Here is a 24418-nt window from a genome sequence, read left to right on the forward strand (position 1 = left end):
CAATATGCAAAGACGCTAGACTAACGATTCATCGTCGACAGAATTAGAGCGGAGCATCAAGTGAACATTTCCATAAATGCATTGAAGTTGAATTCATTAACTTGGACTTATGTTAAGGCTTTGTTTTTCCTATTTTTACTATTGGGCACTGTTCCTGCGTTTGCTGAAGGTAGCCGTGTGGTCGCGACTGGCGGCGGGACGATGATTGAAGGCAGTGCTGGCGGTGGCATAGTGCCATGGGCCGTGATCAACGGTTATGGTAGTAGCGGTGAATGGTCGGCAACGGCGATGGCGACGGGTGTCTATGTCGATGATTTTACGCTGAAAGTGATCGGTGCTTCTTTGAGTTTTGATAATCGATTCGAGCTGAGCGCCGCTCGTCAAACCTTTGATTTAGATACTATGGGCGGCGAGTTAGGCCAAGATATCTTCGGCGTAAAATACAAGCTTGCCGGAGAGCTGCTTTATACGGCTATGCCGCAAATTACCTTAGGTGCCCAGTATAAAAGAGTCGATGACTTTGCGATTCCTCAGGCGGTTGGGGCGCGGGATGATTGGGGTTTAGATGTGTATGTTGCTGCCAGCAAAGTATTTTTTGATGCGATAGCGGGACGAAATGTATTACTCAATGGGACCGTGCGCGCGACCAAGGCGAATCAAACGGGTTTATTGGGTTTTGGTACTCAAGCCAATCATGATTACCAGTTTGTGCTCGAAGCCTCTGCCGCGGTATTGCTGACGGATAATGTGGCACTGGGTATCGAATATCGCCAGAAACCCGATGAGTTAGCTTTTGCCCAGGAGGATGATTGGCAAGATGTGTTTTTAGCGTGGTTTATCAATAAGCATTTTTCCGTGGTTACGGCCTATGCGAATTTGGGCAGCATTGCAGGGTTTGAAGAGCAACGGGGTTGGTATCTGTCGGTGGAGGGGGCGTTATGAGGCGTTTACGGATGAAGCTATTACCTTTCGTCGTAGTATTTTTTTTCACTGGCTGTGCGGTGCCAACGACCGAAACCTCAGCATCACAAACTAACTCGAGTCATCAAACCGCAAGCCATCAAACCTTATACCAAGATTTAGGTGGTAACGCAGGCGTATCGGCGATAGTCGATGGTTTGCTGGCACGTATTGCCACAGATCCACGCATAGTACATCACTTTCAAGAGACAGATATTGCCCTGTTTCGGGCGCGCGCCATCGAACATTTCTGTCTGGTTGCCGATGGCGGCTGCGTGTATCACGGCGAAAGTATGCAGCACAGTCATAGAGGCTTGAATATTACTCAAGCGGATTTCGATGCCTTAGTCGGCCATTTGATTGAATCGATGAAAGAGCAACATATTCCGCTATCGACCCGTAATGCCTTTCTAAAACGCCTCGCCCCTATGTATACGGATATTACCTATCACTAGTGTGTTGTTTGTATTATTAAAAAGTGGCCTTTAAATATGGCGAAGGTGTTTGATGCGGTTAGTGTGATGAGTAGCCGCATTTTTGTCTTGTGACTAGAGCAATAACGCCTCATCTATGGGATGAAATTGAGAGGCTGCATCCCTTAAGGATTTAGCCGTCAGGGTAGGGACGCCATAGACTTGGGTTTCAACGCCATATTTTTGATGGATTTTTTGCAGCAATAAATCGAAATCGCCATCCCCAGACAATAAGATCACAGTATCCACTTCACTCGCCGCTTCCATAATATCTATCGTGATCCCCACGTCCCAATCGCCTTTGGCCGAACCATCACTACGTTGGATGAAAGGTTTTAACTTCACCTCAAAACCTATGTGCTTTAGTGCGTCCTGGAATTTCAATTGCCCATCGTCGCCCTTATGGATGGCATAAGCCACGGCCAACGCTATATCACCTTCATAACCTAAGTGCTGCCACAGTTTACGATAATTAAATTGGCGACCATAGGCTTCACGGCAGGTGTAATAGATGTTTTGTACATCGACAAATAAAGCGATTTTTTTCAAGGCGTTTTCCAGCGGCTAGGGGAGTAAGGGCACTATAGCATATCGAGGCAATAGGGTTTTCAAGGATGTTAGAGTGTTGGGTTCAGCCGTCGAGATGGTGAACCCAAAGCGTATGTTAGCTTCTATGGTATTTTTGATATTCGCCCGGTGACATGCCGCTGAGTTTTTTAAAGTAACGCCCCATATGACTTTGATTGGCAAAGCCATTATTGAGGGCGATCTCGGTCAATGATTGCGTTGAATGACTCAAGCTTTGTTTGACCTTTTCAATGCGCACTTGCAGCAAATACTCCTGCGGCGTCATCGCAAATTGGCATTTAAACATACGGCAAAAATGGTACTCGCTAAGTTGGGCAAGCTCGGCCAACTCAGACAAGTAAATCTGCCTATGGGAATGGCAATGAATAAACTCTTTGATCGCTTTGGCCACTTTAGGTGCGAGTCCGCCCTTAATTGGCCCCACCGACAAATTAAAGCCTGAGCTTTGCAGCAAAGTCACTAGCACAGTGTCGGTTACTTGTTCCATTATCAGATGGTGATCCCTCATCTGCCAATCGAGCCCCGCAACTTGGTGCCGAAACAGCGCCTCCAATCTCGGATTATCGACAAAGGTCAACTCAGGTAAACGCACTTGGCGTGGATCTTTATCAAAGACTCGCACCGCCAATTTTTTAAGATGTTCATCGCTAAAATACAAATGCATAAACTGCTGCGGTTGTCCCAGTTGCCAATGGCTTTGGCAGCCTTGGGGCATAAGGCAAAACTTACTGGGCGCGCCATAGTCGGCCTTGATATCGGTTCTGTGGGTTTCGTAGCCGCCATCCAGATACATGCTCAGCGTATGTTGTGCATCGTTTTGGTAATACAGACGCTCGCCCGCATTTTGATAATGAGCCCAAGATAAATCCTCCGTAATCGCTTGTTTACGAATACAGGTTTTGGCGGATTTATCAAAACTGATGTATTTGGGCTCCATGGGTTCCTAGTGATCTCACTGGCTAAGCATTTTGTCTTTCCAAATTATCGCACTTATGGGCGTGGCTCAACGTTCGCTTGCGATTAAAACCGCAATATCGTGTTATGACCCACAAGATGGTGACATAAGGACGAAAGCCATCGCTGTATAGTTCGCCTCATTAAGTATTTTATGAAGGTGTAGGGGACTCATTATGGCTGCTGTGATGTATTTGCTGATGATTTTTGTGTGGGGTTTTTCGTGGATTGCCATTAAGTGGCAGCACGGTGAGGTGGCGACGGAAGTCTCGATTTTTTATCGCTTCGCGATAGCGAGCCTGTTGATGTTCGCCATCGACTTTGCCTTTAACAAGCTGCAAGCGGTAAAGCTTAGGCAGCATCCTTGGTTTGCACTGCAAGGTGTGTGTCTATTTTGTTTGAATTTTATCGCGTTTTATACTGCAACCCATTATATCGCCAGCGGTTTAACGGCGGCGATTATGGCCACTGCGCCCATTTTTAATGCGATACATGGCCGCATTTTTTACGGCACGCCCACTACCCGCAACTTTTGGTTAGGAGTCAGTGTCGGTCTGGGGGGCATTATCTTACTCTTTGGCGCCGATTTGCTCGCGACTCAGTGGTCACAAAATTTAGTGTGGGGCTTATTGTTTTCGCTGTTAGGTACGTGGTTTTTCTCGATTGGTAACATGATCAGTATGCGCAACTCGCGCGATAATGTGTCGCCCTTTACCTCTACAGCGTATGCCATGTGCTATGGCAGTGCGGCGTTGTTGCTCATCATTTGGTTTAAAGATTTAAGCTTTAGTTTACCGCTGACAACCAGCTATCTTGGTAGCTTGTTCTACTTAGCCGTTATCGCCTCTGTGATTGGCTTTACCGCTTATTTGATCTTGGTTGAGCGAATTGGCGCTAATGCCGCTGCGTATCTGTTGGTGATTACCCCTGTGGTGGCGTTAAGTGTATCGAGTGTGTTTGAGAATTATCAGTGGACTTGGTATTCAAGCGTGGGACTCTTGCTAGTCGCGCTCGGAAACATGTTAACGCGCCGTCAAAAACCGCTTGGTGCTGGTCTCGGTTTACTTTTAGGCTTAGCCAATAAAGCAAAAAACGCTTAAAACGTTAATGAGAAAAAAGCCAAGGCACTGAGTACCTTGGCTTTTTGTTATTCGATTATCAAGAGCTATGATTCGCGTCAGGCTTTAGGTGCGAGTTCCTGCTTTGCGGCCGCCTCTTGTGCCGCTAACTCTTGTGCTTTAATCGCCGCTTCGAGCTTAGCTTCAACATAACCCGGTGAATGGGTCGTGGCCGAGATTAATCGATACATGGCGGGGATCACCAGTAAGGTCACAAAGGTCGCAAACGCCATTCCGAAGAACACTACAGTACCTACAGCGATACGGCTTTCTGAGCCTGCGCCCGTCGAGAAAATTAGCGGCACAGCGCCCACTAAGGTGGTGAAGGCTGTCATTAGGATTGGCCGCAAACGACGGGATGACGCATCGATAATAGCTTTATCGAGTTCAAAACCGCGGTCACGCAATTGGTTAGCAAACTCTACGATAAGGATACCGTTTTTAGTTACCATACCAATCAACATGATCATGCCTATCTGGCTGTAGATGTTGATCCCTTGGCTGGTGATCAGTAGTCCTAAGAAACCACCGAATACACCCATAGGCACAGTAAACATCACCACTAACGGGTTGATAAAGCTCTCAAACTGTGCGGCTAATACTAAGTAGGCAACCAGTAAAGCCAAACCAAATACGATAAAGATACTGCTTTGGTTTTCTTTAAAATCTTTGGATTCGCCCGTGTAACCAATCGAAATATCTTTAGGTAATAATTCAATGGCTTTAGCGTCAAGGAACTTTAAGCCTTCACCTAAGGTGTAACCTTCACTGACGTTAGCCTTGAGGGTGATCGATTTTTGCTTATTGGTGTGGCTTAATCTTTGTGCCGAGGCAATTTCTTCTATATGGGTGACAGTATCGAGAGTGACTAATTCGCCCTTAGCTGACCGCATGTAGATTTGGCTCAGATCACCGACATTGTTGAAACTGTTTTCATCACCGCGTAAATACACATCGTATTCTTCGCCTCGATCAACAAAGGTCGTTTCGGTGCGGCCACCCAGCATGACTTCTAAGGTTTCCGATACTTGGTCGACACTGATCCCCAGTTCTGCGGCGCGCTCTTTATCGACAGTAACAATGAGTTCTGGCGTTGTTTCTGCGTAGTCTAAGTCAGCCCCTTCCATCATAGGGCTAGCGTTAGCCTCTTCTTTCAATATCTGCGCCCACTTAAACAGTTCGGCATAGTCCGAACCACCAAGTACAAATTGCACGGGTTCGCTCGATTGCCCTCTAAAGCCTGGCATCATAGGGCGAACCATTACATCTGGAATATCCTTTAAGGCATTACTAATAATTCCAAGGGCTTGTTGCGCAGTCACATCGCGGTGTTCCCAATCTTCTAGCTGCATGATGACAAAGCCAGTTTGATCGCCAGCACGGCCACCAAAGGCGGGAGCTTGTACGCTGAAGGATCGCAGCACACCTTTACCTAACAAGGGCATGAGTCTGTCTTCGACTATGTCCATGTTGGCTGTCATACGGTTATAACTGGTGCCTTCGGCGCCTTTAACAAAGGCGTACAACACGCCGCGGTCTTCCTGCGGCGCGAGCTGTGTCGGTACTTGTTGCATTAACCAAGCACTGCCGCCGATACAAGCGAGGATGACTAGCGGTGCGAGTAGACGAAATTTAATCGCTCGAGTCACTGCGACACGATAAACGCTTTCCATGCGAGCAAAGCCGCTGTCGACCCAACGATTAAAGCGATTCGGTTTGACGTTGGCTTTAAGTAATTTACTGCTCAGTACAGGCGTAAGTGTGAGTGCCACTAAGGAGGAGAACAGCACTGACACCGCCAGCATCACGGAGAACTCGGTAAATAGTAGCCCGACCATGCCCTCCATAAATGAAATTGGGAGGAATACCATCACCAGTACCGCCGTAGTGGCGATAACGGCAAAGCCCACTTCTCGAGTACCTTTATAGGCGGCGAGTAAGGGCTCTTCACCTTTTTCGATATGGTGGAAAATGTTTTCAACCACCACAATCGCATCATCCACCACCAGACCGATGGAGAGGATTAACGCCATCAATGTCAGTAGATTAATCGAATAACCTAGCATGTTGGCGGCGATAAATGCCGAGATCAAAGATACTGGAACAGTCACCGCTGGGATTAACGTTGCTCGCGCTTGTCCAATGAAGATATACAGCACGAGTACGACCAAGGCGCCCGTGACATAAAGTGTGCTATACACTTCGTTAATCGAGCGGTCGATAAATACGGTCGAGTCGAAGTCGACCACTAGGCTAGTACCTTCGGGCAGGAAGTCTTGTACGCGATCAACTTCTTTATGCACTTCTTTAGCAACGAGCAGGGGGTTGGCATCGGACTGGGCAATAATGCCTAAACTGATGTTAACTATGCCGTCACTTTTGAAGGTCGAGTTTTCGTTTTGTGCGCCAACCGCCACATCCGCCACATCTTTTAAGTAGATAGCCGTGCCATCGCTGGCGGTACGCACCACAAGATAGTCGAAATCCTTCGGCGTGTAGTACAAGCGTTTGGTACGCACCGACATCACAGTGGTGTCGTTGCGCACTTGGCCGCCGGGCGTTTCGATGTTCTCTTTACGCAGGGCGTTGATAATATCCGTTGCAGTAACATTACGCCCTGCCATTTGTTCGGGTCTGAGCTTGACGTACATGACCTTATACAAGCCGCCGGAAATGCTGATAGAACTCACGCCGCTGATTAAGCTGAATTTGTCCTCGAGTACTCGCTGGGCGTAGTCCGTTAATTGAGTACGGTCCATCACACTCGAGCTTAAGTTCACATAGACTGAGGGTTCGCCGGAGCCGTTGTCTTTTGAGACGACGGGGTCTTTTGCATCTTCTGGGAGCCTGCGTTGGGCGCGGGCCACAGCATCACGCACATCGCTGACCCCTTCGGTTAAGTTCCAACCGAGGAGGAATTTAACTGTGATACGCGAGCTACCGTTACGTGTGGTCGAGGTGATTTCATCAATACCACTGATCCCTGTTAGCTCATCTTCTAAAGTCTTAGTGATCTGGCTTTCCATAATCGCCGCCGACGCACCTGAGTAACTGGTGCTGATGGTGACTACAGGGCTTTCGACGTCGGGCATTTCCCGTATCGACAGTTTAGTGAACGACACTATGCCGAATACACACAGCAGTAAGCTTAAAACGATGGCAACGACAGGGCGTTTAACCGAAATATCGGATAACCACATTATTTCATCTCCGTTGCTTTAGGACCTGAAAGCTCTGTCGCACGGGCTGAGGCTTTACCATCGAGCGTGACTTCATTGATTTGCAGGCCATCGCGCATATTGACTAAGCCCTGTACCACGACTTTGTCACCTATGTTTAAACCGCTTTCGATTAAGACTTGGTTATCGATACGTGCCCCGAGTGTCACTTCTGTGCGGTGGGCAATGTGGTCGGCGCTAACTACGTATACGTAACGTTTAGTTCCTGAATACTCAAGAGCTTGCACTGGCACCATAGGTGCTGAAATCGCAGGGAAGGTGATGGTTGACGACATCATCATGCCCGGTTTTAAGCGTTTCTTCGGATTATCGAATAGCACTCGTACTTTGAGGTTTAAGGTTTCTTCATTGACGCGGGGATCGATAGCTACCATTTTGCCAGTAAAGATTTCATTCGGCCAAGCGCGACTGGTGGCTGATACTTGCATGCCAATACTCAGTTGCGATAGGAAATGCTCAGGCACTTGTAAGTCGAGGCGCATGCTGGACAAATCATCTAGCGACATCAACTCAGTGCCCATGCTGACCATCTTGCCTTCGCTGAAATTAATCAGGCCAGTATTACCCGCAAACGGCGCTATCAGCGAGTGGTAATGTAAATCTGCTTGGGCGGAGGATAAGCGTGCTTGGGCGATATCAACACTGGCTTTTTGTGCGTCAATCTCGGTTTGGGTAATGGCGTTACGGCTGATCAGTTTTTCAAATTCTTTGAGTTTACGTTTTTCATCATTGAGGAAAGCATTGGCCTCGGCGACGGCGGCTTGGGCTTTCATATCATCGAGTTCGATCAGTAACTGGCCTTTTTTCACCGCTTGGTTTGAGGTCACTGCGACTTGTTTAATCTTACCTGTGACTTGCGGTGCAATGATCACTGCACGTTCAGCCGCGAGTTTGCCGATAAGAGAGATAGATTGCGCTAATGGATATTCAATCACTTCACCCGTGACCACAGGAACGGTACGCATAAGATGTGGCGCGTTTTCGGGTTTAGCCGCTTGAAGGACATCACTAAAACTCACCGCTGTGGCGATAATCGCAAGCAGGGCAATGGCAATAATGGTTTTTTTCATTGTAATTATTATCTCGCGCAAAGGCAGTTTAAAAAGGTAATCGCTCTAATGGCGCTATTCTAGTGAATAACGTACGCCAGTTGGGTAAAAGTTTGTAAAGGTAAGCGAACGAAAATGAAAGAAATTGTGTTTTTTGAGCATTGAGCACAATTCAACGAGAGCTTTGCTGTTTTTTTGTGCTGTTATTGCTTTTTAAAAGCTGGACGGACTTTAGGGATGGACTTCAGTTCGCGTTTTTTCAATCGGCACTTGAGTCGTTTCAACCTGAGGATATTGGCTTAAAATTGCCGCTAATCGTCCATCGCGGCGCATACTCTCTAAACCTTGATTAAAATCCGTCACTAACTGCGGATGATCCGCCACAGCCAAAGAGATCCCTAAATGAAATACCTCAGTCGCTATGGGTTGGCCGACTTGCTCAAAGGCACCCTCATATTCACTTGGTCCTTTTTTAATTAAATACCTCGCTAAGTTATGGCCAATCAAGACTAAATCAATACGCTTTAAAAACAGCTTTTTGAGATTCATCTCATCCGAATTTCCTTCCTCTGTGGTAAGCCCCGCGGCGAAGATTTCTGGCGGATTAGCGTAACCGCGACCTATACCGATAGTGAAAGGTTTAAGATCTGAAAGTTGACTGAAACTCAGCGGTGAATCTTTACGTTTATAAAACACAATTTGTACGGGTTGGATAGGCGCAGAATATTGGGCCCATTGTTCGCGCTCTTTACGATACCAGAGCCCAATGATGCCATCAGCTTGGCCAGTTTTAACGAGTAAAGCCGCGCGGGCGAAGGGATAAAACTTGAGACTGGCAGTGTAACCTTGACGTTTAAAAGCTTCTTTGACGACTTGCGCAACGCCGCCCTGTTCAGGTAAAGCATCGGCATAAAAAGGAGGATAGTTAGTGGCGACTAATTGGAGTTCCCTGCCCGCAAATGCTGGGGGATAGAAGCTGAATAGAAACAAGCAAAAGCTAGATAATCTGAGTAATTTCTTCCCCATTTCTACTCCAGCACTTAGGTGAGTCGCACTTGGCTTGAGTATAGTCAGAGTTAATTAAAACAGGCGAACTTATGGATATAAAGATGAGTGCATATTGAGCGCCATACAGATTGAGCGTTGTGCAGATTTAGATCCATGGCGGGCGCCCGTTTTACCCTTGCTCATTCATGCCTTAATTGCCCCAGCGAATTTATGGATTAAGGCGCTAGCTCATTCACGTATTGGGGCAAAGGATTTTAGCGAGGCAGGTTATAGCGAAACCTGCTCACCCTGATACAAACCTCGGCGGAGTTTTCCTGCGTCGATAAGTAATAGCTCACCGGATTTACCATTCTTAATGCTGCTATCTATCGCAATGATTTTATTATGATAAAGCCCAAGCACTTGTTCCTGCGATGTGTGCCCTACGACGATATGATCGACCTTGAAATAGCTCAGTATGCTATCGATATCCGACTCTTTCAGTTCATCTTTAAAGTAGCCTCGATACCAAGTTGGACCATTGGTAAAAAACAAAAAGTTGAGTAAATCGTCTTGCTTCAAATCGGCTTTTTTATCATCTAAATGCTGCCGAAATAGTTGGTTAGCATCGTTGATATTTAATTTACGCTCGACCCATTCAGGGCTGATACCGCCGTGCATAAACAAGATATTATTGATTTTGACTAAGGTATGTTTGCTGCGAAGCCATTGGCCTATTTCGGTGTCTTTGTTGTAGAGCGCATCGTAGCTGCGTTTGAGTAAATCTGCCGAGACTTGGTAGCGTTCGTTGACGTAGCGTAAGTCGCCGCGAAACACCATTTGCTCGTGATTGCCCATGAGTAGATGTAAGCGTCCGCCCGCAGCTTGGGCTTCTTGGTCTAAGGAATATAAAAACCACAATACTTCATTGACTTGATGACCACGGTCAAACATGTCGCCCGTCATCACCATATGGCCTTCACCAAAGGCCCAGTGGTTATCTTTGTCGATAATCTGATGGGCTTTTAGCAAGTTAATCATTACATCAAACTGGCCGTGTACATCGCTAAGGGCGACAATTTTTCTGACCTGGGTGAAGGTATCTGGCTCAACCGTGACAGCTTGTGTATGAAGGTGCGGTTGGGGTAATTCACCGCAATTGGTAGGGCGAGTTAACTGCGCCTTCGCAATCGGCGTTTGTTTTAGTTCACTCTGGCAAATCCAATAGGCTGTGTCTTTTTGAGCATCATCTAAAAACACATAAGGGCCATCGGTGACGCTGCTTTCTTGAATTTTTAGTTCTGGCTCGGCTTCACTGGTATTGGCCGCGAATGAGTTAAAGGAGAGTGAGACAAAGGGAAGCGCGGTAACAAACCATAACAGGAGCGTGAATTTTCTCTGTTGCTTGAGTATCCATTGGCTGGCTCGGCTAAGTCGCGTCATAGATAGCATGATTGGGTAAGCCCCGACTGGCATCGAATTGATTTGCATTAGACCGCATCCTTGTTCTTGTTTTAGTTATTTATTTTGTCATTTTAGACACTTGAGTTGATGAGTATTCGAACGTGCAGCTTGACGAATTCAATTTCAAGCGCTTAATCGCAAGTGCTTAATCTTAAGTACTTAATGTCAAGTGCTCAATCTATTGAAAACACTAAATCATACGGATAAGGCTTAACATCGGCAAGTCGTGGGGCGGGCTAAATTAAACTTGCCCGCCTCGTGATTCAGTTATTCCATCATTGCATGTCTATAAGTGCATGACTGTCGTTACATGGTATTGGCAGTTACATGGCATTGACGACGGTATGACTATCGACAAACTGCTCGAAACTGACGATTTTTCCGCTGTGTATCTTCCATAAATGGGCGACTCGAGCGGTAAAATGTTTGCCCGTTTTGACATAAGTACCTGAATAAGTGCCAAAGGCAAAAACCTTATCACCCTGCGCCACATAGTCTTCGATATCGACGCGATAGTTATCCCATTCTTTTTCGAGGCGGGCGAACACATTGGCGGCTATCGCGCTAAAACCTATGTAAGTGCCCGCATAGGGAAAACCTACCGCCTCTGTCCAGCGAGCGTCATTTGCCAGTGCATGCTCAAGATTTTTAGCATTTTCGGCTGAGCTGTGTCCCTCGTAAGTACTTTTGACAAGAGCAAGATTCGCATCAGTTTGCCTTGCTGTTTCAATGAGATTTAACTGAGCAGGCTCACTCACTAAAGAGCTTGTTGGAACACTATTAAGCGCTGGCATGATTACGACTCAAACTGTGCTTCAAGATGGCTTAACCACTGGGCGGGTTGGCCATAAAAGCGGTTGATATTAATGGCGGTTATGTTGCCGTCATCATCCTCTATAGCCATTGAAGGGAAGCCTTGGGCACCCATCAGATTCAGTAATGCTCTGGATTCAACAATATGCTCATATAGCTTGTATTCACCTTGGGCATAATGCTGCGCAAAGCTCATAGGGTCGAGCCCAAGTTCAGCGGCTAACTTTGCCAGATTACCTTCATCACTGGCGCTGTGACCATCGCGGTAATGGGCCAGTTGTACTGAGTGTAGATAGGCCAAACTGTCGCCACCCATAGCATCGACTGCGAGCATGGCTTTAATAGGAGGCGCCGAGTCGAGTACGATTGCGGTATCGCGCAGCAGACCATCAAAATAGTTTTCCCCAAAAGGTTGTCCTGTTAGCTCGGCAATACGCAGATCGTGGGGCATAACATAGTCGCGCCAGTTAGCATCGATTTGTTTACGTCTTGGGCCCGTGAGCATACCGCCGCCGTGGAGCTTAATGGTAAAGCCTGCTTTTGCGGCGGCATCGAGTAAAGGCGCTGCGGCATAACACCAACCACATAAAGGGTCGATAATGGCGTGCAGAGTGCGCTCTTTGGCCGTTGCTGTGCTGCTGGTTGTGCTAGTTGGATGAGCTGTTGGCTGAGTCATAGTGTTAAACCTTTTGGCTTAAGTCGCTACATTAGCGACTTAAGCCCTTTGAGAACATCGATTAAAATAGTTAGGTTGGTACAGTTATTTAGGTGAAGTCATTAAGCTAAAAAAGTGGCACGCAATCGAACACGTGCCTGCCTTTAACTATTTTCACTTAAATGCTTGTATCTAATCGCCGAGATAGATATGGCTGGGCTTACATAGGCCAGGTCATTTCACCCATGTAAACTTTGGCGCTGATCTCAAGCCCTGCATCAGCTGGCATTTGTGGGTATAGCGCCAGCATCTTTTGGATTAATTCGGCTGAATCTTTCGAGGCTTTTGCCGCGATTTCAAAGGCTTTTACATATTCACGGGTAAAACCGATGGCGTGGGTATTAAATCGCGCTTCGCCTAAATAGTGCCCTGGGATCACTGTGGTCGGCAGCAGTTTTTCCATTGCATCTAAATGGGTTAACCATTCCTGACGCTCAGAGGCAGTTTGAGTGTCAGCCATCCAAACATGCGTGTTATCAAATACTTCCACGCCACCTGTAATAGTTTTTGCCGATGGCACCCACAGGAAAGTGTGTTTAGGGTGTTTATCATTAAAACCTTTGATAATCACTTGCTCACCGTCGATAGTAAAAGTGTCACTGTGAATCGCCTTAGGTAACACTAATTCGCTTGGCGCATTATCTTTTAAAATCGGCCCCCAGTAGGCGAGTTTGCCTTCCATTGAGGCTTTAATAGCATCGACTGTGGTTTGAGTCGCGACGATTTGTGCATCGGGGAAATTCTTTTTAATCACGGCTAAGCCGAAATAGAAATCAGGATCGCTATGGCTGATATACACCTGAGTCAGCTTTTTACCGCTAGCCTTAATGGTGTCGACCAATGTTTGGGCATCGTTATTTTGAAATTGCGCATCGACTAGCATCATTTCACTCTCGCCGCTGATAAAGCTCGATGACACGGCAAAGATGCTGTTTTCGCCCGGATTAAAATGGCTCACTTGCAATGGCGCTGCATTGACCGCGCTAAGCCCTGCCAGCAACAAGGTGGCGGCTAGGCTGATTTTAGACGAGGCCTTTAATGTGGCATTAACTGTGTTACGTATTGCATAGGTCGATGTGTTCATTTGGGGCTCACTTATAGTCACAGGGTGAAAGAGTAAAAGGTTCGATTTAGCATTCATTGATTTGCAGCTGCTGCAAAAAGTGAGTTAAGTATAGGTTGCAATAATCAATAGATAAATGCGAGTATCTGCCCATATTTGTTGCATTAATCGGACGAATAGCCGTATGTACTCTTAGTTATTATTCATGTGGTGACGTGAGTATGTGAGTGAACCTTCGGGTGATTTGAAAGTGAGTGATTAAACGTTATTGATTTAACGCGAGTGGAGATAAATCATGGATAGACTCGAAGCGGCTAAGGTGTTTGTGACTATTGTTGAGCGCGGCAGCATGATCAGCGCCGCCAATGCCTTAGATATGTCGCGTTCTATGGTGACCCGTTACTTGAGCGAAATGGAAGAATGGTCTGGTGCTAGGTTGCTGCATCGTTCGACGCGTAGCCTCAGCTTAACGCCCGCGGGTGAGCAAGTGCTGGACTATTGCCATCGGCTGCTCGAACTGGCTAACGAAGTGCCTGCGGTAAGCCACGCCGCTGTGGCGATTCCGCGGGGCTTGTTGCGTATTAGTTGCTCCCAGTTTTTGGCGCATCAGATTTTAGCGCCCGTGGTACAGCAATATTTAGCCAGTTATCCGCAGGCGAGCGTGAATTTCCACGTGAGCAGCCAAACCGTCGATTTAGTCGCCGAGCGGATTGATCTGGCTATTCGCATCACCAATGAACTCGATCCCAATCTTATCGCTAGGCGCTTAGGGGAGTGTGAGTCTGTGGTGTGCGCCGCACCGAGTTATCTTGCCGCGCGCGCCGCCGTGCTGCATCCCGAGGATTTAACTCAGCATAACTGTTTAACCTATTCTTATTTTGGCGATGTGATGTGGCGCTTTTATAAAACCGATGTAGGTGCGAAACAGGCTCAAGCGCTGAACTCCGATCCTACGTTAAACCAAGGCCAGGCGTTTAATGTGCCTGTGAATGGTAATTTCAGCGCCAATGATTCCATGGTGGTGCTCAATGCCACGCTGGCTGGTGAGGGAATTGCTATGCAGCCTGTTTGGGCGGCGAAACCCTATTTAGACTCGGGTCAGCTAGTGCCTTTATTAACTGAGTTTAAACCTCAGTCCCTCGGTGTGTATGGCGTGTATCAATCCCGCAAACATATGCAGCCTGCACTCAGGGTGATGATGGACATGCTGGTGGCCTACTTTGCCAGCTTGAATTGAAATAGTGTTAGTTTGAAATAGCACCTTTGAAATAGTGCCAAAGTCTACAGCACTCATAGCGTAATTGGATGCCATAAAAAAGGAGCTTAACCCTTTCGAGTTAAACTCCTCAGATTTACACTTGCCTAGATTCTAGATTTACTTAATCATCCGCTTGTATTTCAAGCGGTGTGGCTCAACCACATCGGCGCCATAGGTGTTTTTCAACCATGCCGAGTATTCTGTGTAGTTACCTTCGTAGAAGTTCACTTGGCCTTCGTCACGGTAATCCAGAATGTGGGTCGCGATACGGTCGAGGAACCAACGGTCATGCGAAATCACCATAGCGCAACCTGGGAATTCCAGAATCGCTTCTTCCAGTGCGCGCAGGGTTTCAACGTCTAAGTCGTTGGTGGGTTCGTCGAGTAATAAGACGTTACCGCCCGCTTGCAGCAGTTTGGCTAAATGCACGCGGTTACGTTCACCACCAGACAAGGTGCCGATGATTTTTTGCTGATCGCCACCACGGAAGTTGAAGCGGCCTACATAAGCGCGGCTCGGGATTTCCATGTTGTTGATACGCATGATGTCTTGACCACCGGAGATTTCTTCCCAAATGGTGTTCTTATCATTCATCGAATCGCGGAACTGCTCAACCGAGGCCAGTTGCACTGTATCACCCAGCTCAATACTGCCGCTGTCTGGTTTTTCTGCGCCGGATAACATGCGGAACAGGGTCGATTTACCCGCGCCGTTGGCACCGATAATGCCGACGATAGCGCCCTTAGGTACTGAGAACGACAAGTTGTCGATCAAAACGCGGTCACCGTAAGACTTGGTCAGGTTATTCACTTCAATAACCTTGTCGCCTAAACGTGGTCCGGGCGGAATAAACAGCTCGTTGGTTTCGTTACGTTTTTGGTAATCGTTAGTGTTCAGTTCTTCAAAGCGCGCCATACGGGCCTTGCCTTTAGACTGACGGCCTTTGGCGCCTTGACGTACCCATTCCAATTCTTTGGCAATGGTTTTTTGACGAGCGCTTTCGGTGGCTGATTCTTGCTTCAGACGGGCATCTTTCTGCTCAAGCCATGAAGAATAGTTACCTTCCCACGGAATACCTTCACCGCGGTCGAGTTCTAAAATCCAGCCAGCGGCATTGTCGAGGAAGTATCTGTCATGGGTAATCGCGACCACAGTACCGGCATATTCCTGCAAGAAGTGCTCAAGCCAAGCCACAGATTCAGCATCCAAGTGGTTGGTGGGTTCGTCCAGTAACAGCATTTCTGGCTTTTCAAGCAGCAAACGACATATCGCCACGCGGCGACGTTCACCACCGGATAATACTTCGATTTTCTCATCCCAATCTGGCAGACGCAGGGCGTTGGCGGCGCGCTCAAGGACGTACTCTAAGTTATGGGCATCTTGGGCTTGAATAATGGCTTCGAGTTCGCCTTGCTCTTTTGCAAGGGCGTCGAAATCGGCGTCCGGCTCGGCGTAGGCTGCGTAAACGGCATCGAGGCGAGTCAGGGCATTTTTTGCCTCTGCTACCGCTTCTTCAATCGCTTCACGCACGGTTTGATTCGGATCGAGTTTAGGTTCCTGCGGCAGGTAACCGATTTTCAATCCCGGCATTGGGCGCGCTTCACCTTCAATTTCGGTGTCGATACCCGCCATAATGCGCAGTAGTGTCGACTTACCTGAACCGTTGAGGCCGAGTACGCCAATTTTGGCGCCGGGGAAAAAGCTTAAAGAAATATCTTTAAGGATCTGCTTCTTAGGCGGAACAATTTTACCCACCCGCAGCATGCTGTAAACAAACTGAGCCATTTTTCTCTATCTTAAGTGACTAATGATGCGGCTAATTCTACTCGATTGCGCGCCGAACTCAACTCGACAATGAGCCAAGTTCAAGCACTATCTGCAGGAATTTCATGTTTCAAATACTGGGATTGTGACCGCGTTCCGAGTAGAATACCGCGCAACCCTACCTATAAGAATTGGCAGCTGGAGTAAGCAATGCTGAAAAAAGATATGAATATCGCAGATTATGATCCGGAACTGTTTAACGCAATTCAGAATGAAACTCTGCGTCAAGAAGAGCATATTGAGCTGATTGCTTCTGAAAACTACACCAGTCCACGCGTGATGGAAGCGCAAGGTTCACAGTTAACCAATAAGTACGCTGAAGGCTATCCAGGCAAGCGTTACTATGGTGGTTGTGAGTATGTGGACGTAGTTGAAACCTTAGCGATTGAACGTGCTAAACAACTGTTTGGCGCAACTTACGCTAACGTACAACCTCATTCAGGTTCACAGGCAAACAGCGCGGTTTACATGGCATTGTTAAAACCTGGCGATACCGTACTGGGCATGAACTTAGCTCATGGTGGTCACTTGACCCACGGTTCACCCGTTAACTTCTCTGGCAAACTGTACAACATCATTCCTTACGGTATCGACGAGTCTGGCAAAATTGACTATGACGAGATGGAGCGTATTGCCATAGAACACAAGCCTAAGATGATGATCGGCGGTTTCTCTGCTTATTCAGGTATCGTTGATTGGGCAAAAATGCGTGAAATCGCAGACAAAATCGGTGCTTATTTATTTGTCGACATGGCGCACGTTGCCGGTCTTATTGCTGCGGGCGTTTATCCAAACCCAGTACCACACGCGCACGTTGTGACATCTACGACCCACAAAACCTTAGCGGGTCCTCGTGGTGGCGTGATCCTATCTGCTGCTGACGATGAAGACTTGTACAAAAAGTTGAACTCTGCTGTATTCCCAGGCGGTCAAGGTGGCCCATTGATGCACGTTATCGCCGGTAAAGCGGTGGCGTTCAAAGAAGCCCTAGAGCCAGAATTTAAAGTTTATCAACAGCAAGTTGTTAACAACGCTAAAGCTATGGTTAAAGTGTTCCTTGAGCGCGGTTACAAAATCGTCTCTGGCGGAACCAGCAACCACTTAATGCTAGTTGACCTGATTGGTCGTGACTTAACGGGTAAAGAAGCCGATGCCGCCTTAGGTAGCGCTAACATTACCGTGAACAAAAACTCAGTGCCAAACGATCCACGTTCACCCTTTGTGACCTCAGGTGTGCGTATCGGTACGCCAGCCATTACGCGCCGCGGCTTTAAAGAAGCGGAATCGAAAGAGCTGACTGGCTGGATTTGTGACATCCTTGATGATGCGAACAATCCTGCTGTGATTGAGCGTGTTAAGGGCCAAGTATTGGCACTGTGTGCACGTTTCCCTGTTTACGGCTAATTTGCCTATGCATCTACGTTTAGTAGATGAAGGGCCGAGATTGATCGCCGACTGACTTGATACTTGTCACATCAGGTACTTAGCATCAGGCACTTAACATTAAGTTGTTAAGCTCAGGTAGTTAACCTCAGCCCATAAATAGGATAAAATCCCATGGCCGCATCTCGCGGCCATTTTTATTGGTAAAATCTTAAGTTTAAATCCATGGCTTTTGACTGATATTTAACAGGTAAACCCATTAACGCTTTACGATCATTCACTGGCAGGAGGCTCAATGCATTGTCCATTTTGCAGCGCGACAGATACTAAAGTCATCGATTCTCGATTAGTGGCGGAAGGCCACCAAGTGCGCCGTCGCCGAGAATGCACCGAATGCCATGAACGATTTACCACCTTCGAAGGCGCCGAGTTAGTCATGCCTAGGGTGATTAAGCGCGATGGTTCACGCCAACCCTTCGATGAAGAAAAACTCCAAGGTGGCATGTTACGCGCCGTTGAAAAACGCCCCGTGTCTATGGATGAAATCGAGCAAGCACTCAGCAAAATCAAGTCTACCCTGCGCGCCACTGGCGAGCGGGAAGTGCCGTCAGAAATGGTGGGTAACTTAATGATGGAGCAATTGATGAGCCTAGATAAAGTCGCCTACATTCGTTTCGCTTCCGTGTACCGCGCCTTTGAAGACGTGTCTGAATTTGGCGAAGCCATCGCCAAACTGCAAAAGTAGTTATTCGATTTTTGTGGCTAGTCTATCGGTGTTTGGTTGCGCTAGCCTTAAAAGAGGCTTTTGATTAATAGCTTCTGCAAGACAGGTTTTAAAAACAGATTTGCAAGACTGGTGAAAGCCGAAACCTTTAACAACAGGGTTGAACATGAGCTTGAACATAAGTTGGTCCGTACTCGATACCCAAATGATGAGCCGCGCGATTCAATTGGCGCGCAAAGGCTTTTACACCACTAGACCCAATCCCAGTGTGGGCTGCGTTATCGTTAAAGATAACCAAATCATTGGTGAAGGTTATCATCAAAAAGCGGGTGAGCCCCACGCCGAAGTGCATGCGCTACGTATGGCTGGCGAACGCGCCCGCGGCGCAACAGCCTATGTCACTTTAGAGCCCTGCAGCCATTATGGCCGCACGCCGCCCTGCGCCTTGGCGCTGATCAATATTGGCGTTAAACGTGTTGTGGTAGCGGTGGAAGATCCTAATCCGCAAGTGGCTGGTCGCGGTATTCAAATGCTGCGTGACGCTGGCATTGAAGTGGATGTGGGATTACATCGCGATGAAGCCTATGCCTTGAATTTAGGTTTTATGAAGCGGATGGAATCAGGTTTACCCAGAGTCACAGTAAAATTAGCTGCGAGTCTTGATGGTAAAACCGCGCTGTCTAACGGTGTGTCTAAATGGATAACCGGTCCAGAATCTCGCCGCGACGTGCAGCGATTACGTTTACGTTCTTGTGCACTGGTCACGGGAATTGAAACCATACTGGCGGACGATCCCTCACTCAATGTGCGATATCAAGAACTTGGCGGCATAAAAGACTGCGTAACCGAGGCGCAATTACTGCAGCCATTAAGAGTAATACTCGACAGTCGCGCCCGTTTGCCGTTATCGGCTGCCTGTTTGGCTATCGTATCGCCGATACTCTTGGTCTCGACCGTGGTTTATCCTGCAGAGTTTCAAGCACAATTGCCCTCCCATGTGAGTTGCCTCCTGTTACCTGCAATTGCAGGTCGCGTATCCTTACCTGAACTATTAAGCTATTTAGGCCAAAGTTGTAATCACGTGCTGGTGGAAGCGGGTGCAACCTTAGCGGGCGCTTTTTTAGCAGAGGGGCTGGCCGATGAATTAGTGCTGTACCAAGCGATGAAAATCCTCGGTGGGCATGGGCGTAATCTGCTGCAATTGCCCGATTATCAAACCATGGCGCACATTCCTGCACTCACTTTGGTCGATGAGCGCAAATTAGGGCCAGATACCCGTTTAACCTTGAGCGTTATGCTTGATAGTTCTTTATTTAATTAAGTGAGTTAACCATGTTTACTGGGATTATTGAAGCCGTTGGCACCCTGCGCAAACTGGAGCGTAAAGGCGATGATATTCGTCTTACCGTGGCAAGTGGCAAATTGGATTTAACCGATGTGCGTTTAGGCGACAGTATTGCCACCAACGGTGTGTGCTTAACGGTTGTGCAGCAATTAGCAGACGGTTATGTGGCTGATGTATCAGCTGAAACTGTGAGTCTAACTGGCTTTGCAAACTACAAAGTGGGCACTAAGGTGAATCTTGAAAAGGCCGTCACCCCAACTACACGCTTAGGCGGCCATATGGTCAGCGGCCATGTTGACGGTATTGCAACGGTTGAGCAACGCTTAGTGCGTGGTCAAGCCATTGAATTTTGGTTAGCCGCACCCGTAGAGCTTGGGCGTTACATTGCCCATAAAGGTTCCATCACCATTGATGGCGTGAGTTTGACGGTTAACGAAGTGGACGGCAGTCGATTCCGCTTGACCATAGTGCCGCATACCGCAGGTGAAACCACGTTAATCGACCTGCAAGCGGGCGATAAGGTGAATATCGAAGTGGATTTAATCGCCCGTTATCTTGAACGCTTGATGAATTATGATGGCAAAGACAGCAAGAGCGGTGGCGTCACCATGGAAATGTTAGCCCGTGCCGGCTTTGTGCGTTAGTGCACAGGAGTAGATTATTTAACTTAAGCTTATCGGCAGCTTAGGTTATTTAGGTATAGAATTTCATAATAACAGCAAAATCATAAGGTCCTACAATGGCGCTGCACAGTATAGAAGAGATCATCGAAGATATTCGTCAAGGCAAAATGGTTATTTTGATGGATGACGAAGACAGAGAAAACGAAGGTGATTTGATCATGGCGGCCGAAATGGTCACGCCAGAAGCGATTAACTTTATGGCGAAATATGGCCGTGGGCTCATTTGCCAGACCATGACTAAAGCCCGTTGCCAGCAGTTAAATCTCCCCTTAATGGTGACGAATAATAACGCCCAGTTCTCGACTAACTTTACGGTTTCTATTGAAGCGGCGGAGGGTGTGACTACCGGTATTTCGGCCCACGATCGCGCTGTAACGGTGAAAGCGGCTGTGGCTAAAGAGGCTAAAGCGTCTGATTTAGTGCAACCTGGGCATATCTTCCCGTTAATGGCGCAGGACGGCGGCGTATTAACCCGCGCAGGCCACACTGAAGCTGGCTGTGATTTAGCCCGTCTTGCGGGACTTGAGCCATCGGGCGTTATCGTTGAGATTTTGAACGAAGACGGCACTATGGCACGTCGCCCAGATTTGGAGATTTTCTCCGAGTTGCATGGCATCAAAATCGGCACTATCGCGGCTTTAATCGAGTATCGCAACACCAAAGAAACCACGGTTGTGCGTGAAGCTAAATGCAAATTACCGACCCGTTTCGGTGAGTTCGACATGGTGACCTTCAGAGACACTATCGACAATCAACTGCACTTTGCCTTAGTCAAAGGTGAGGTGAAAGAAGATTGTTTGGTGCGCGTGCATTTGCAAAATACTTTCAACGATTTACTCCACTCAGAGCGCGATCAGCAACGCAGCTGGCCACTCGAAAAGGCAATGGAGCGTATTTCTGCAGAAGGTGGTGTATTGGTTTTACTCGGGAATCAAGAACATCCCTGTGAAATCCTCTCTAAGGTGAAAGCCTTTGAAGCTGAAGATCAAGGCCAAGCGCCTGCTTCTGCAAAATGGCAGGGGACGTCGCGCCGAGTGGGTGTTGGCTCGCAAATTCTCGCTAGCCTTGGCGTGACTAAGATGCGTCTGCTCAGCTCGCCTAAACGCTACCATTCACTTTCAGGCTTTGGCCTTGAAGTGACTGAGTATGTGGCGGACTAAAACCCAAAGTTACACTGAAGTAAAATTAACAATTTCTGATAATTTGCATAGGGCTCTGGGCAATTGGCTGTGATATCATGTCGCCACTTTTCGCCCCGAGCTGGGTGCTTTAGCTAAATTAGGTAAGATAATGAACGTAGTTCAAGGTAATATCGAAGCGAAAAATGCCAAAGTTGCGATTGTAATTTCGCGTTTCAACAGCTTTTTAGTTGAGAGCTTGCTTGAAGGTGCACTTGACACGCTGAAACGTTTTGGCCAAGTCAGCGACGACAATATCACTGTTGTCCGTGTACCAGGTGCGGTTGAGTTGCCGCTAGCTGCGCGTCGCGTAGCTGCCAGTGGTAAATTCGACGGTATTATCGCATTAGGTGCGGTGATCCGTGGTGGTACTCCTCATTTTGATTTTGTTGCAGGCGAATGTAATAAAGGTCTAGCTCAAGTTGCTTTAGAATTTGATCTGCCTGTTGCTTTCGGTGTTTTGACCACTGATACCATTGAACAAGCGATTGAACGTTCAGGTACCAAAGCGGGTAACAAAGGCGGCGAAGCTGCTCTAAGCCTGCTTGAAATGGTCAATGTTCTGCAAGAACTTGAACAACAGTTGTTATAGTAGGAAAAATAATGAAGCCTTCTGAGCGCCGCAAGGCCCGCCGTTTAGCCGTTCAAGCCATCTATTCATGGCAACTAAGCGGGAATAATATTGCCGATGTCGAGCATGAGTTTTTAACTGAACAAAGTCTCGACGGTGTTGATGTAGCTTATTTTCGTGAGCTATTTTCAGGCGTTGCAACGAAGAAAACCCAATTGGATGAGCTGATCATCCCGCATCTGGAACGCCCGATTGATGAAGTGTCTCCAGTAGAGAAAGCCATAGTTCGTTTAGCGGCCTATGAGCTGACTTTCCGTAAAGATGTGCCATACAAGGTCGCGATTAACGAAGCGATTGAGTTGGCAAAAGCTTTCGGTGCGGACGAGAGTCATAAGTTTGTGAACGGACTGCTCGACAAACTGGTTGCACGCAAGTAATAAAGACAAACGGTATCTTAGGATACCGTTTTTCATTGCTAACAAAGGTGGCCGATGTAAGTCGTGCCAAACTGTACAGTGAAAGAATTCCAATTAATTGAATGTTATTTTAGCAACCGCGGCCCCACTCGCCGTGATGTGAAGCTTGGCATCGGTGACGATTGCGCTTTAGTGCAACCTGCAGAAAACAAGTCGATCGCTATCTCCTGTGACACCTTAGTTGAAAATGTCCATTTCTTCCCCGACATGCCTCCCGCTGCCTTAGGTTACAAAGCTTTAGCGGTAAATTTATCTGATCTGGCTGCCATGGGCGCAGAACCCGCGTGGATGACGCTTGCCTTAACGCTACCCGAAGTCGATGAGACTTGGCTAAGTGGCTTTAGTGAAGGCTTGTTTGAAGCGGCCGATTACTATGGCATCGCCTTAATTGGCGGCGATACGACTCGTGGTCCACGGGCGATTAACATCACAGTGCACGGCCAAGTCCCACAGGGTAAGGCACTCACGCGTCATGGTGCTAAAGCGGGTGATTGGATTTATGTCACGGGCACGCTCGGAGATTCGGCCTTAGGTCTGGATATCATTCGAGGCGCGCAACAGGCCAGAGCCGAGCATAAAGAATTCCTGATTAATCGCCATTATCGTCCAACACCAAGAGTTTTAGCGGGCCAAGCTTTGCGTTCGCTTGCCTCCAGTGCTATCGACCTTTCCGACGGGTTTATCTCGGATATCGGTCATGTGCTTAAGGCTTCGGCAGTTGGTGCTGTGGTGGACGTTAATTGCATCCCGCTTTCACGCGCGATGCAAGATACCGTCAGCGAGGAGCATGCCTTAGGTTATGCGCTTACGGGGGGCGAAGATTATGAACTGCTGTTCACCGTTCCTGAGGCGCAAAAAGGCGCGCTTGAGACGGCATTAAGCCATGCAGGAGCAAAGTTTGTTCGCGTTGGCCAGATTTGTGCAGGCAGTAAGCTCAAGTTGCAACTTAATGGTGAGCCGTTTACGCCGCCGTATCACGGTTTCGAGCACTTTTAAGCGAAGAGCATGTTAATGAAATGGTTGTCAAAGGATCAGGCGTTAACGCGCCTGTCATTAAAAAATCCTGTCCACTTTTTGGCACTCGGTTTTGGTAGCGGACTCGCCGCTAAAGCACCTGGTACTTTCGGTACCTTAGCAGCCGTTCCCCTTTATTTATTGATGGCGCCATTACCGCTCACTTGGTATATCGGCTTAACCTTATTGAGCGCATTTGCGGGATTTTATATCTGCGGTAAAGCCGCTCAAGATATGGGGGTACACGATCACGGTGCGATTGTGTGGGATGAAGTGGTCGGGTTACTGATCACTATGATAGCGGCACCAGCAGGTTGGGGTTGGTTGTTAGTCGGCTTTGGTCTATTTCGCTTTTTCGACATCATCAAGCCTTGGCCTATTCGATGGCTCGATGCCAAAGTTCATGGTGGCTTTGGCATTATGATTGACGATGTCTTAGCGGGCGTGTTTTCGTTTATTTGTCTGCAAGGGCTAGTCTGGTGTGTTAGCTAACATTATCGTTAACCCGACATGTTAGTTAGCATGGCCAACAACTACCC

Annotated in this window: 23 protein-coding genes; 13 read left to right on the forward strand and 10 right to left on the reverse strand. The window is 47.7% G+C overall.

Going from position 1 to position 24418, the window contains the following annotated elements; translation table 11 throughout:
• Positions 1-60: 60 nt before the first annotated feature.
• Both L5M18_RS00620 and L5M18_RS00625 read left to right on the forward strand, forming a co-directional pair.
• A complete protein-coding gene (locus L5M18_RS00620; protein WP_263195694.1) occupies positions 61-942 on the forward strand; it encodes a DUF3034 family protein in 882 nt (293 codons plus the stop codon).
• Complete coding sequence (locus L5M18_RS00625; protein ID WP_263195695.1) at positions 939-1415, forward strand: group I truncated hemoglobin; 477 nt, start codon at positions 939-941, stop codon at positions 1413-1415. The genes L5M18_RS00620 and L5M18_RS00625 overlap by 4 nt, the downstream gene beginning before the upstream one ends.
• Before the next feature lie 93 nt (positions 1416-1508).
• On the opposite strand, the gene L5M18_RS00630 is transcribed toward L5M18_RS00625, so the two are convergent.
• Both L5M18_RS00630 and L5M18_RS00635 read right to left on the reverse strand, forming a co-directional pair.
• A complete protein-coding gene (locus tag L5M18_RS00630; protein WP_006082658.1) occupies positions 1509-1982 on the reverse strand; it encodes an NYN domain-containing protein in 474 nt (157 codons plus the stop codon).
• Between the two features lie 115 nt (positions 1983-2097).
• Positions 2098-2958 (reverse strand): helix-turn-helix transcriptional regulator, encoded by an 861-nt coding sequence (locus L5M18_RS00635; RefSeq protein WP_263195696.1) that lies wholly within the window; start codon positions 2956-2958, stop codon positions 2098-2100.
• A gap of 193 nt (positions 2959-3151) precedes the next feature.
• On the opposite strand from L5M18_RS00635, the gene L5M18_RS00640 reads away from it, so the two are divergent.
• Positions 3152-4075 (forward strand): DMT family transporter, encoded by a 924-nt coding sequence (locus L5M18_RS00640; RefSeq protein WP_263195697.1) that lies wholly within the window; start codon positions 3152-3154, stop codon positions 4073-4075.
• A 77-nt stretch (positions 4076-4152) separates the two neighbouring features.
• Here L5M18_RS00640 and L5M18_RS00645 read toward each other — a convergent pair whose 3' ends face one another.
• The 7 genes from L5M18_RS00645 to L5M18_RS00675 all read right to left on the reverse strand — a co-directional run bounded on the left by L5M18_RS00645 (position 4153) and on the right by L5M18_RS00675 (position 13444).
• Positions 4153-7293 (reverse strand): multidrug efflux RND transporter permease subunit, encoded by a 3141-nt coding sequence (locus L5M18_RS00645; protein ID WP_263195698.1) that lies wholly within the window; start codon positions 7291-7293, stop codon positions 4153-4155.
• Positions 7293-8402: an efflux RND transporter periplasmic adaptor subunit gene (locus tag L5M18_RS00650; RefSeq protein WP_263195699.1), complete on the reverse strand. Its 1110-nt coding sequence runs from the start codon at positions 8400-8402 to the stop codon at positions 7293-7295. The genes L5M18_RS00645 and L5M18_RS00650 overlap by 1 nt, the downstream gene beginning before the upstream one ends.
• A 210-nt stretch (positions 8403-8612) precedes the next feature.
• Positions 8613-9407, reverse strand: a complete 795-nt coding sequence (locus tag L5M18_RS00655; protein ID WP_113939342.1) for a substrate-binding periplasmic protein — start codon at positions 9405-9407, stop codon at positions 8613-8615.
• A gap of 249 nt (positions 9408-9656) precedes the next feature.
• A complete protein-coding gene (locus L5M18_RS00660; RefSeq protein ID WP_263195700.1) occupies positions 9657-10859 on the reverse strand; it encodes a metallophosphoesterase in 1203 nt (400 codons plus the stop codon).
• Between the two features lie 296 nt (positions 10860-11155).
• Positions 11156-11626: a nuclear transport factor 2 family protein gene (locus L5M18_RS00665; protein WP_263195701.1), complete on the reverse strand. Its 471-nt coding sequence runs from the start codon at positions 11624-11626 to the stop codon at positions 11156-11158.
• 2 nt (positions 11627-11628) lie between these two features.
• Positions 11629-12321 (reverse strand): DsbA family protein, encoded by a 693-nt coding sequence (locus tag L5M18_RS00670; RefSeq protein WP_263195702.1) that lies wholly within the window; start codon positions 12319-12321, stop codon positions 11629-11631.
• Between the two features lie 199 nt (positions 12322-12520).
• Entirely contained in the window at positions 12521-13444 is a 924-nt protein-coding gene (locus tag L5M18_RS00675) for an MBL fold metallo-hydrolase (protein ID WP_263195703.1), read from the reverse strand.
• 274 nt (positions 13445-13718) lie between these two features.
• Here L5M18_RS00675 and L5M18_RS00680 point away from each other — a divergent pair, with 274 nt between their 5' ends.
• Complete coding sequence (locus L5M18_RS00680; RefSeq protein WP_263195704.1) at positions 13719-14660, forward strand: LysR family transcriptional regulator; 942 nt, start codon at positions 13719-13721, stop codon at positions 14658-14660.
• A 138-nt stretch (positions 14661-14798) separates the two neighbouring features.
• Here L5M18_RS00680 and ettA read toward each other — a convergent pair whose 3' ends face one another.
• A complete protein-coding gene (gene ettA / locus L5M18_RS00685; protein WP_259561090.1) occupies positions 14799-16466 on the reverse strand; it encodes an energy-dependent translational throttle protein EttA in 1668 nt (555 codons plus the stop codon).
• A gap of 189 nt (positions 16467-16655) precedes the next feature.
• On the opposite strand from ettA, the gene glyA reads away from it, so the two are divergent.
• From glyA to L5M18_RS00730, 9 genes are all read left to right on the forward strand, one after another.
• Positions 16656-17909, forward strand: a complete 1254-nt coding sequence (gene glyA, locus L5M18_RS00690; RefSeq protein WP_263195705.1) for a serine hydroxymethyltransferase — start codon at positions 16656-16658, stop codon at positions 17907-17909.
• 274 nt (positions 17910-18183) lie between these two features.
• Positions 18184-18633 carry a transcriptional regulator NrdR gene (gene nrdR, locus L5M18_RS00695; RefSeq protein ID WP_006082643.1) on the forward strand — a complete coding sequence of 150 codons (450 nt, stop codon included), beginning with the start codon at positions 18184-18186 and terminating at the stop codon, positions 18631-18633.
• Positions 18634-18778: 145 nt separating this feature from the next.
• Positions 18779-19933 carry a bifunctional diaminohydroxyphosphoribosylaminopyrimidine deaminase/5-amino-6-(5-phosphoribosylamino)uracil reductase RibD gene (ribD, locus tag L5M18_RS00700; protein ID WP_263195706.1) on the forward strand — a complete coding sequence of 385 codons (1155 nt, stop codon included), beginning with the start codon at positions 18779-18781 and terminating at the stop codon, positions 19931-19933.
• A gap of 11 nt (positions 19934-19944) precedes the next feature.
• Entirely contained in the window at positions 19945-20601 is a 657-nt protein-coding gene (locus tag L5M18_RS00705) for a riboflavin synthase (RefSeq protein ID WP_263195707.1), read from the forward strand.
• 95 nt (positions 20602-20696) lie between these two features.
• Positions 20697-21800, forward strand: coding sequence for a bifunctional 3,4-dihydroxy-2-butanone-4-phosphate synthase/GTP cyclohydrolase II (gene ribBA, locus L5M18_RS00710; protein WP_028761388.1), 1104 nt, complete (start codon positions 20697-20699; stop codon positions 21798-21800).
• A 130-nt stretch (positions 21801-21930) separates the two neighbouring features.
• Positions 21931-22410 (forward strand): 6,7-dimethyl-8-ribityllumazine synthase, encoded by a 480-nt coding sequence (ribE, locus tag L5M18_RS00715; RefSeq protein WP_006082639.1) that lies wholly within the window; start codon positions 21931-21933, stop codon positions 22408-22410.
• 11 nt (positions 22411-22421) lie between these two features.
• On the forward strand, positions 22422-22826 hold the full coding sequence (gene nusB, locus L5M18_RS00720; RefSeq protein ID WP_263195708.1) for a transcription antitermination factor NusB: 405 nt from the start codon (positions 22422-22424) through the stop codon (positions 22824-22826).
• A gap of 78 nt (positions 22827-22904) precedes the next feature.
• Positions 22905-23861 carry a thiamine-phosphate kinase gene (gene thiL, locus L5M18_RS00725; RefSeq protein WP_037392620.1) on the forward strand — a complete coding sequence of 319 codons (957 nt, stop codon included), beginning with the start codon at positions 22905-22907 and terminating at the stop codon, positions 23859-23861.
• Between the two features lie 15 nt (positions 23862-23876).
• Entirely contained in the window at positions 23877-24371 is a 495-nt protein-coding gene (locus tag L5M18_RS00730; protein ID WP_263195709.1) for a phosphatidylglycerophosphatase A, read from the forward strand.
• Positions 24372-24418: the final 47 nt, after the last annotated feature.

It is taken from the genome of Shewanella sp. SM20 (assembly GCF_025654545.1).
Taxonomy (GTDB): Bacteria; Pseudomonadota; Gammaproteobacteria; order Enterobacterales; family Shewanellaceae; genus Shewanella; species Shewanella oncorhynchi.

What these genes read in the sequence shown, in the direction of transcription:
- nrdR (WP_006082643.1), top strand. Translation starts at nt 18,184, where the DNA reads ATGCATTGTCCATTTTGCAGCGCGACAGATACTAAAGTCATCGATTCT.
- ettA (WP_259561090.1), bottom strand. Translation starts at nt 16,466, where the DNA reads ATGGCTCAGTTTGTTTACAGCATGCTGCGGGTGGGTAAAATTGTTCCG.
- L5M18_RS00675 (WP_263195703.1), bottom strand. Translation starts at nt 13,444, where the DNA reads ATGAACACATCGACCTATGCAATACGTAACACAGTTAATGCCACATTA.
- ribE (WP_006082639.1), top strand. Translation starts at nt 21,931, where the DNA reads ATGAACGTAGTTCAAGGTAATATCGAAGCGAAAAATGCCAAAGTTGCG.
- L5M18_RS00635 (WP_263195696.1), bottom strand. Translation starts at nt 2,958, where the DNA reads ATGGAGCCCAAATACATCAGTTTTGATAAATCCGCCAAAACCTGTATT.
- L5M18_RS00640 (WP_263195697.1), top strand. Translation starts at nt 3,152, where the DNA reads ATGGCTGCTGTGATGTATTTGCTGATGATTTTTGTGTGGGGTTTTTCG.
- ribBA (WP_028761388.1), top strand. Translation starts at nt 20,697, where the DNA reads ATGGCGCTGCACAGTATAGAAGAGATCATCGAAGATATTCGTCAAGGC.
- L5M18_RS00665 (WP_263195701.1), bottom strand. Translation starts at nt 11,626, where the DNA reads ATGCCAGCGCTTAATAGTGTTCCAACAAGCTCTTTAGTGAGTGAGCCT.
- L5M18_RS00655 (WP_113939342.1), bottom strand. Translation starts at nt 9,407, where the DNA reads ATGGGGAAGAAATTACTCAGATTATCTAGCTTTTGCTTGTTTCTATTC.
- L5M18_RS00650 (WP_263195699.1), bottom strand. Translation starts at nt 8,402, where the DNA reads ATGAAAAAAACCATTATTGCCATTGCCCTGCTTGCGATTATCGCCACA.
- glyA (WP_263195705.1), top strand. Translation starts at nt 16,656, where the DNA reads ATGCTGAAAAAAGATATGAATATCGCAGATTATGATCCGGAACTGTTT.
- L5M18_RS00660 (WP_263195700.1), bottom strand. Translation starts at nt 10,859, where the DNA reads ATGCAAATCAATTCGATGCCAGTCGGGGCTTACCCAATCATGCTATCT.
- L5M18_RS00730 (WP_263195709.1), top strand. Translation starts at nt 23,877, where the DNA reads ATGAAATGGTTGTCAAAGGATCAGGCGTTAACGCGCCTGTCATTAAAA.
- L5M18_RS00670 (WP_263195702.1), bottom strand. Translation starts at nt 12,321, where the DNA reads ATGACTCAGCCAACAGCTCATCCAACTAGCACAACCAGCAGCACAGCA.
- L5M18_RS00625 (WP_263195695.1), top strand. Translation starts at nt 939, where the DNA reads ATGAGGCGTTTACGGATGAAGCTATTACCTTTCGTCGTAGTATTTTTT.
- L5M18_RS00645 (WP_263195698.1), bottom strand. Translation starts at nt 7,293, where the DNA reads ATGTGGTTATCCGATATTTCGGTTAAACGCCCTGTCGTTGCCATCGTT.
- L5M18_RS00705 (WP_263195707.1), top strand. Translation starts at nt 19,945, where the DNA reads ATGTTTACTGGGATTATTGAAGCCGTTGGCACCCTGCGCAAACTGGAG.
- nusB (WP_263195708.1), top strand. Translation starts at nt 22,422, where the DNA reads ATGAAGCCTTCTGAGCGCCGCAAGGCCCGCCGTTTAGCCGTTCAAGCC.
- ribD (WP_263195706.1), top strand. Translation starts at nt 18,779, where the DNA reads ATGAGCTTGAACATAAGTTGGTCCGTACTCGATACCCAAATGATGAGC.
- L5M18_RS00680 (WP_263195704.1), top strand. Translation starts at nt 13,719, where the DNA reads ATGGATAGACTCGAAGCGGCTAAGGTGTTTGTGACTATTGTTGAGCGC.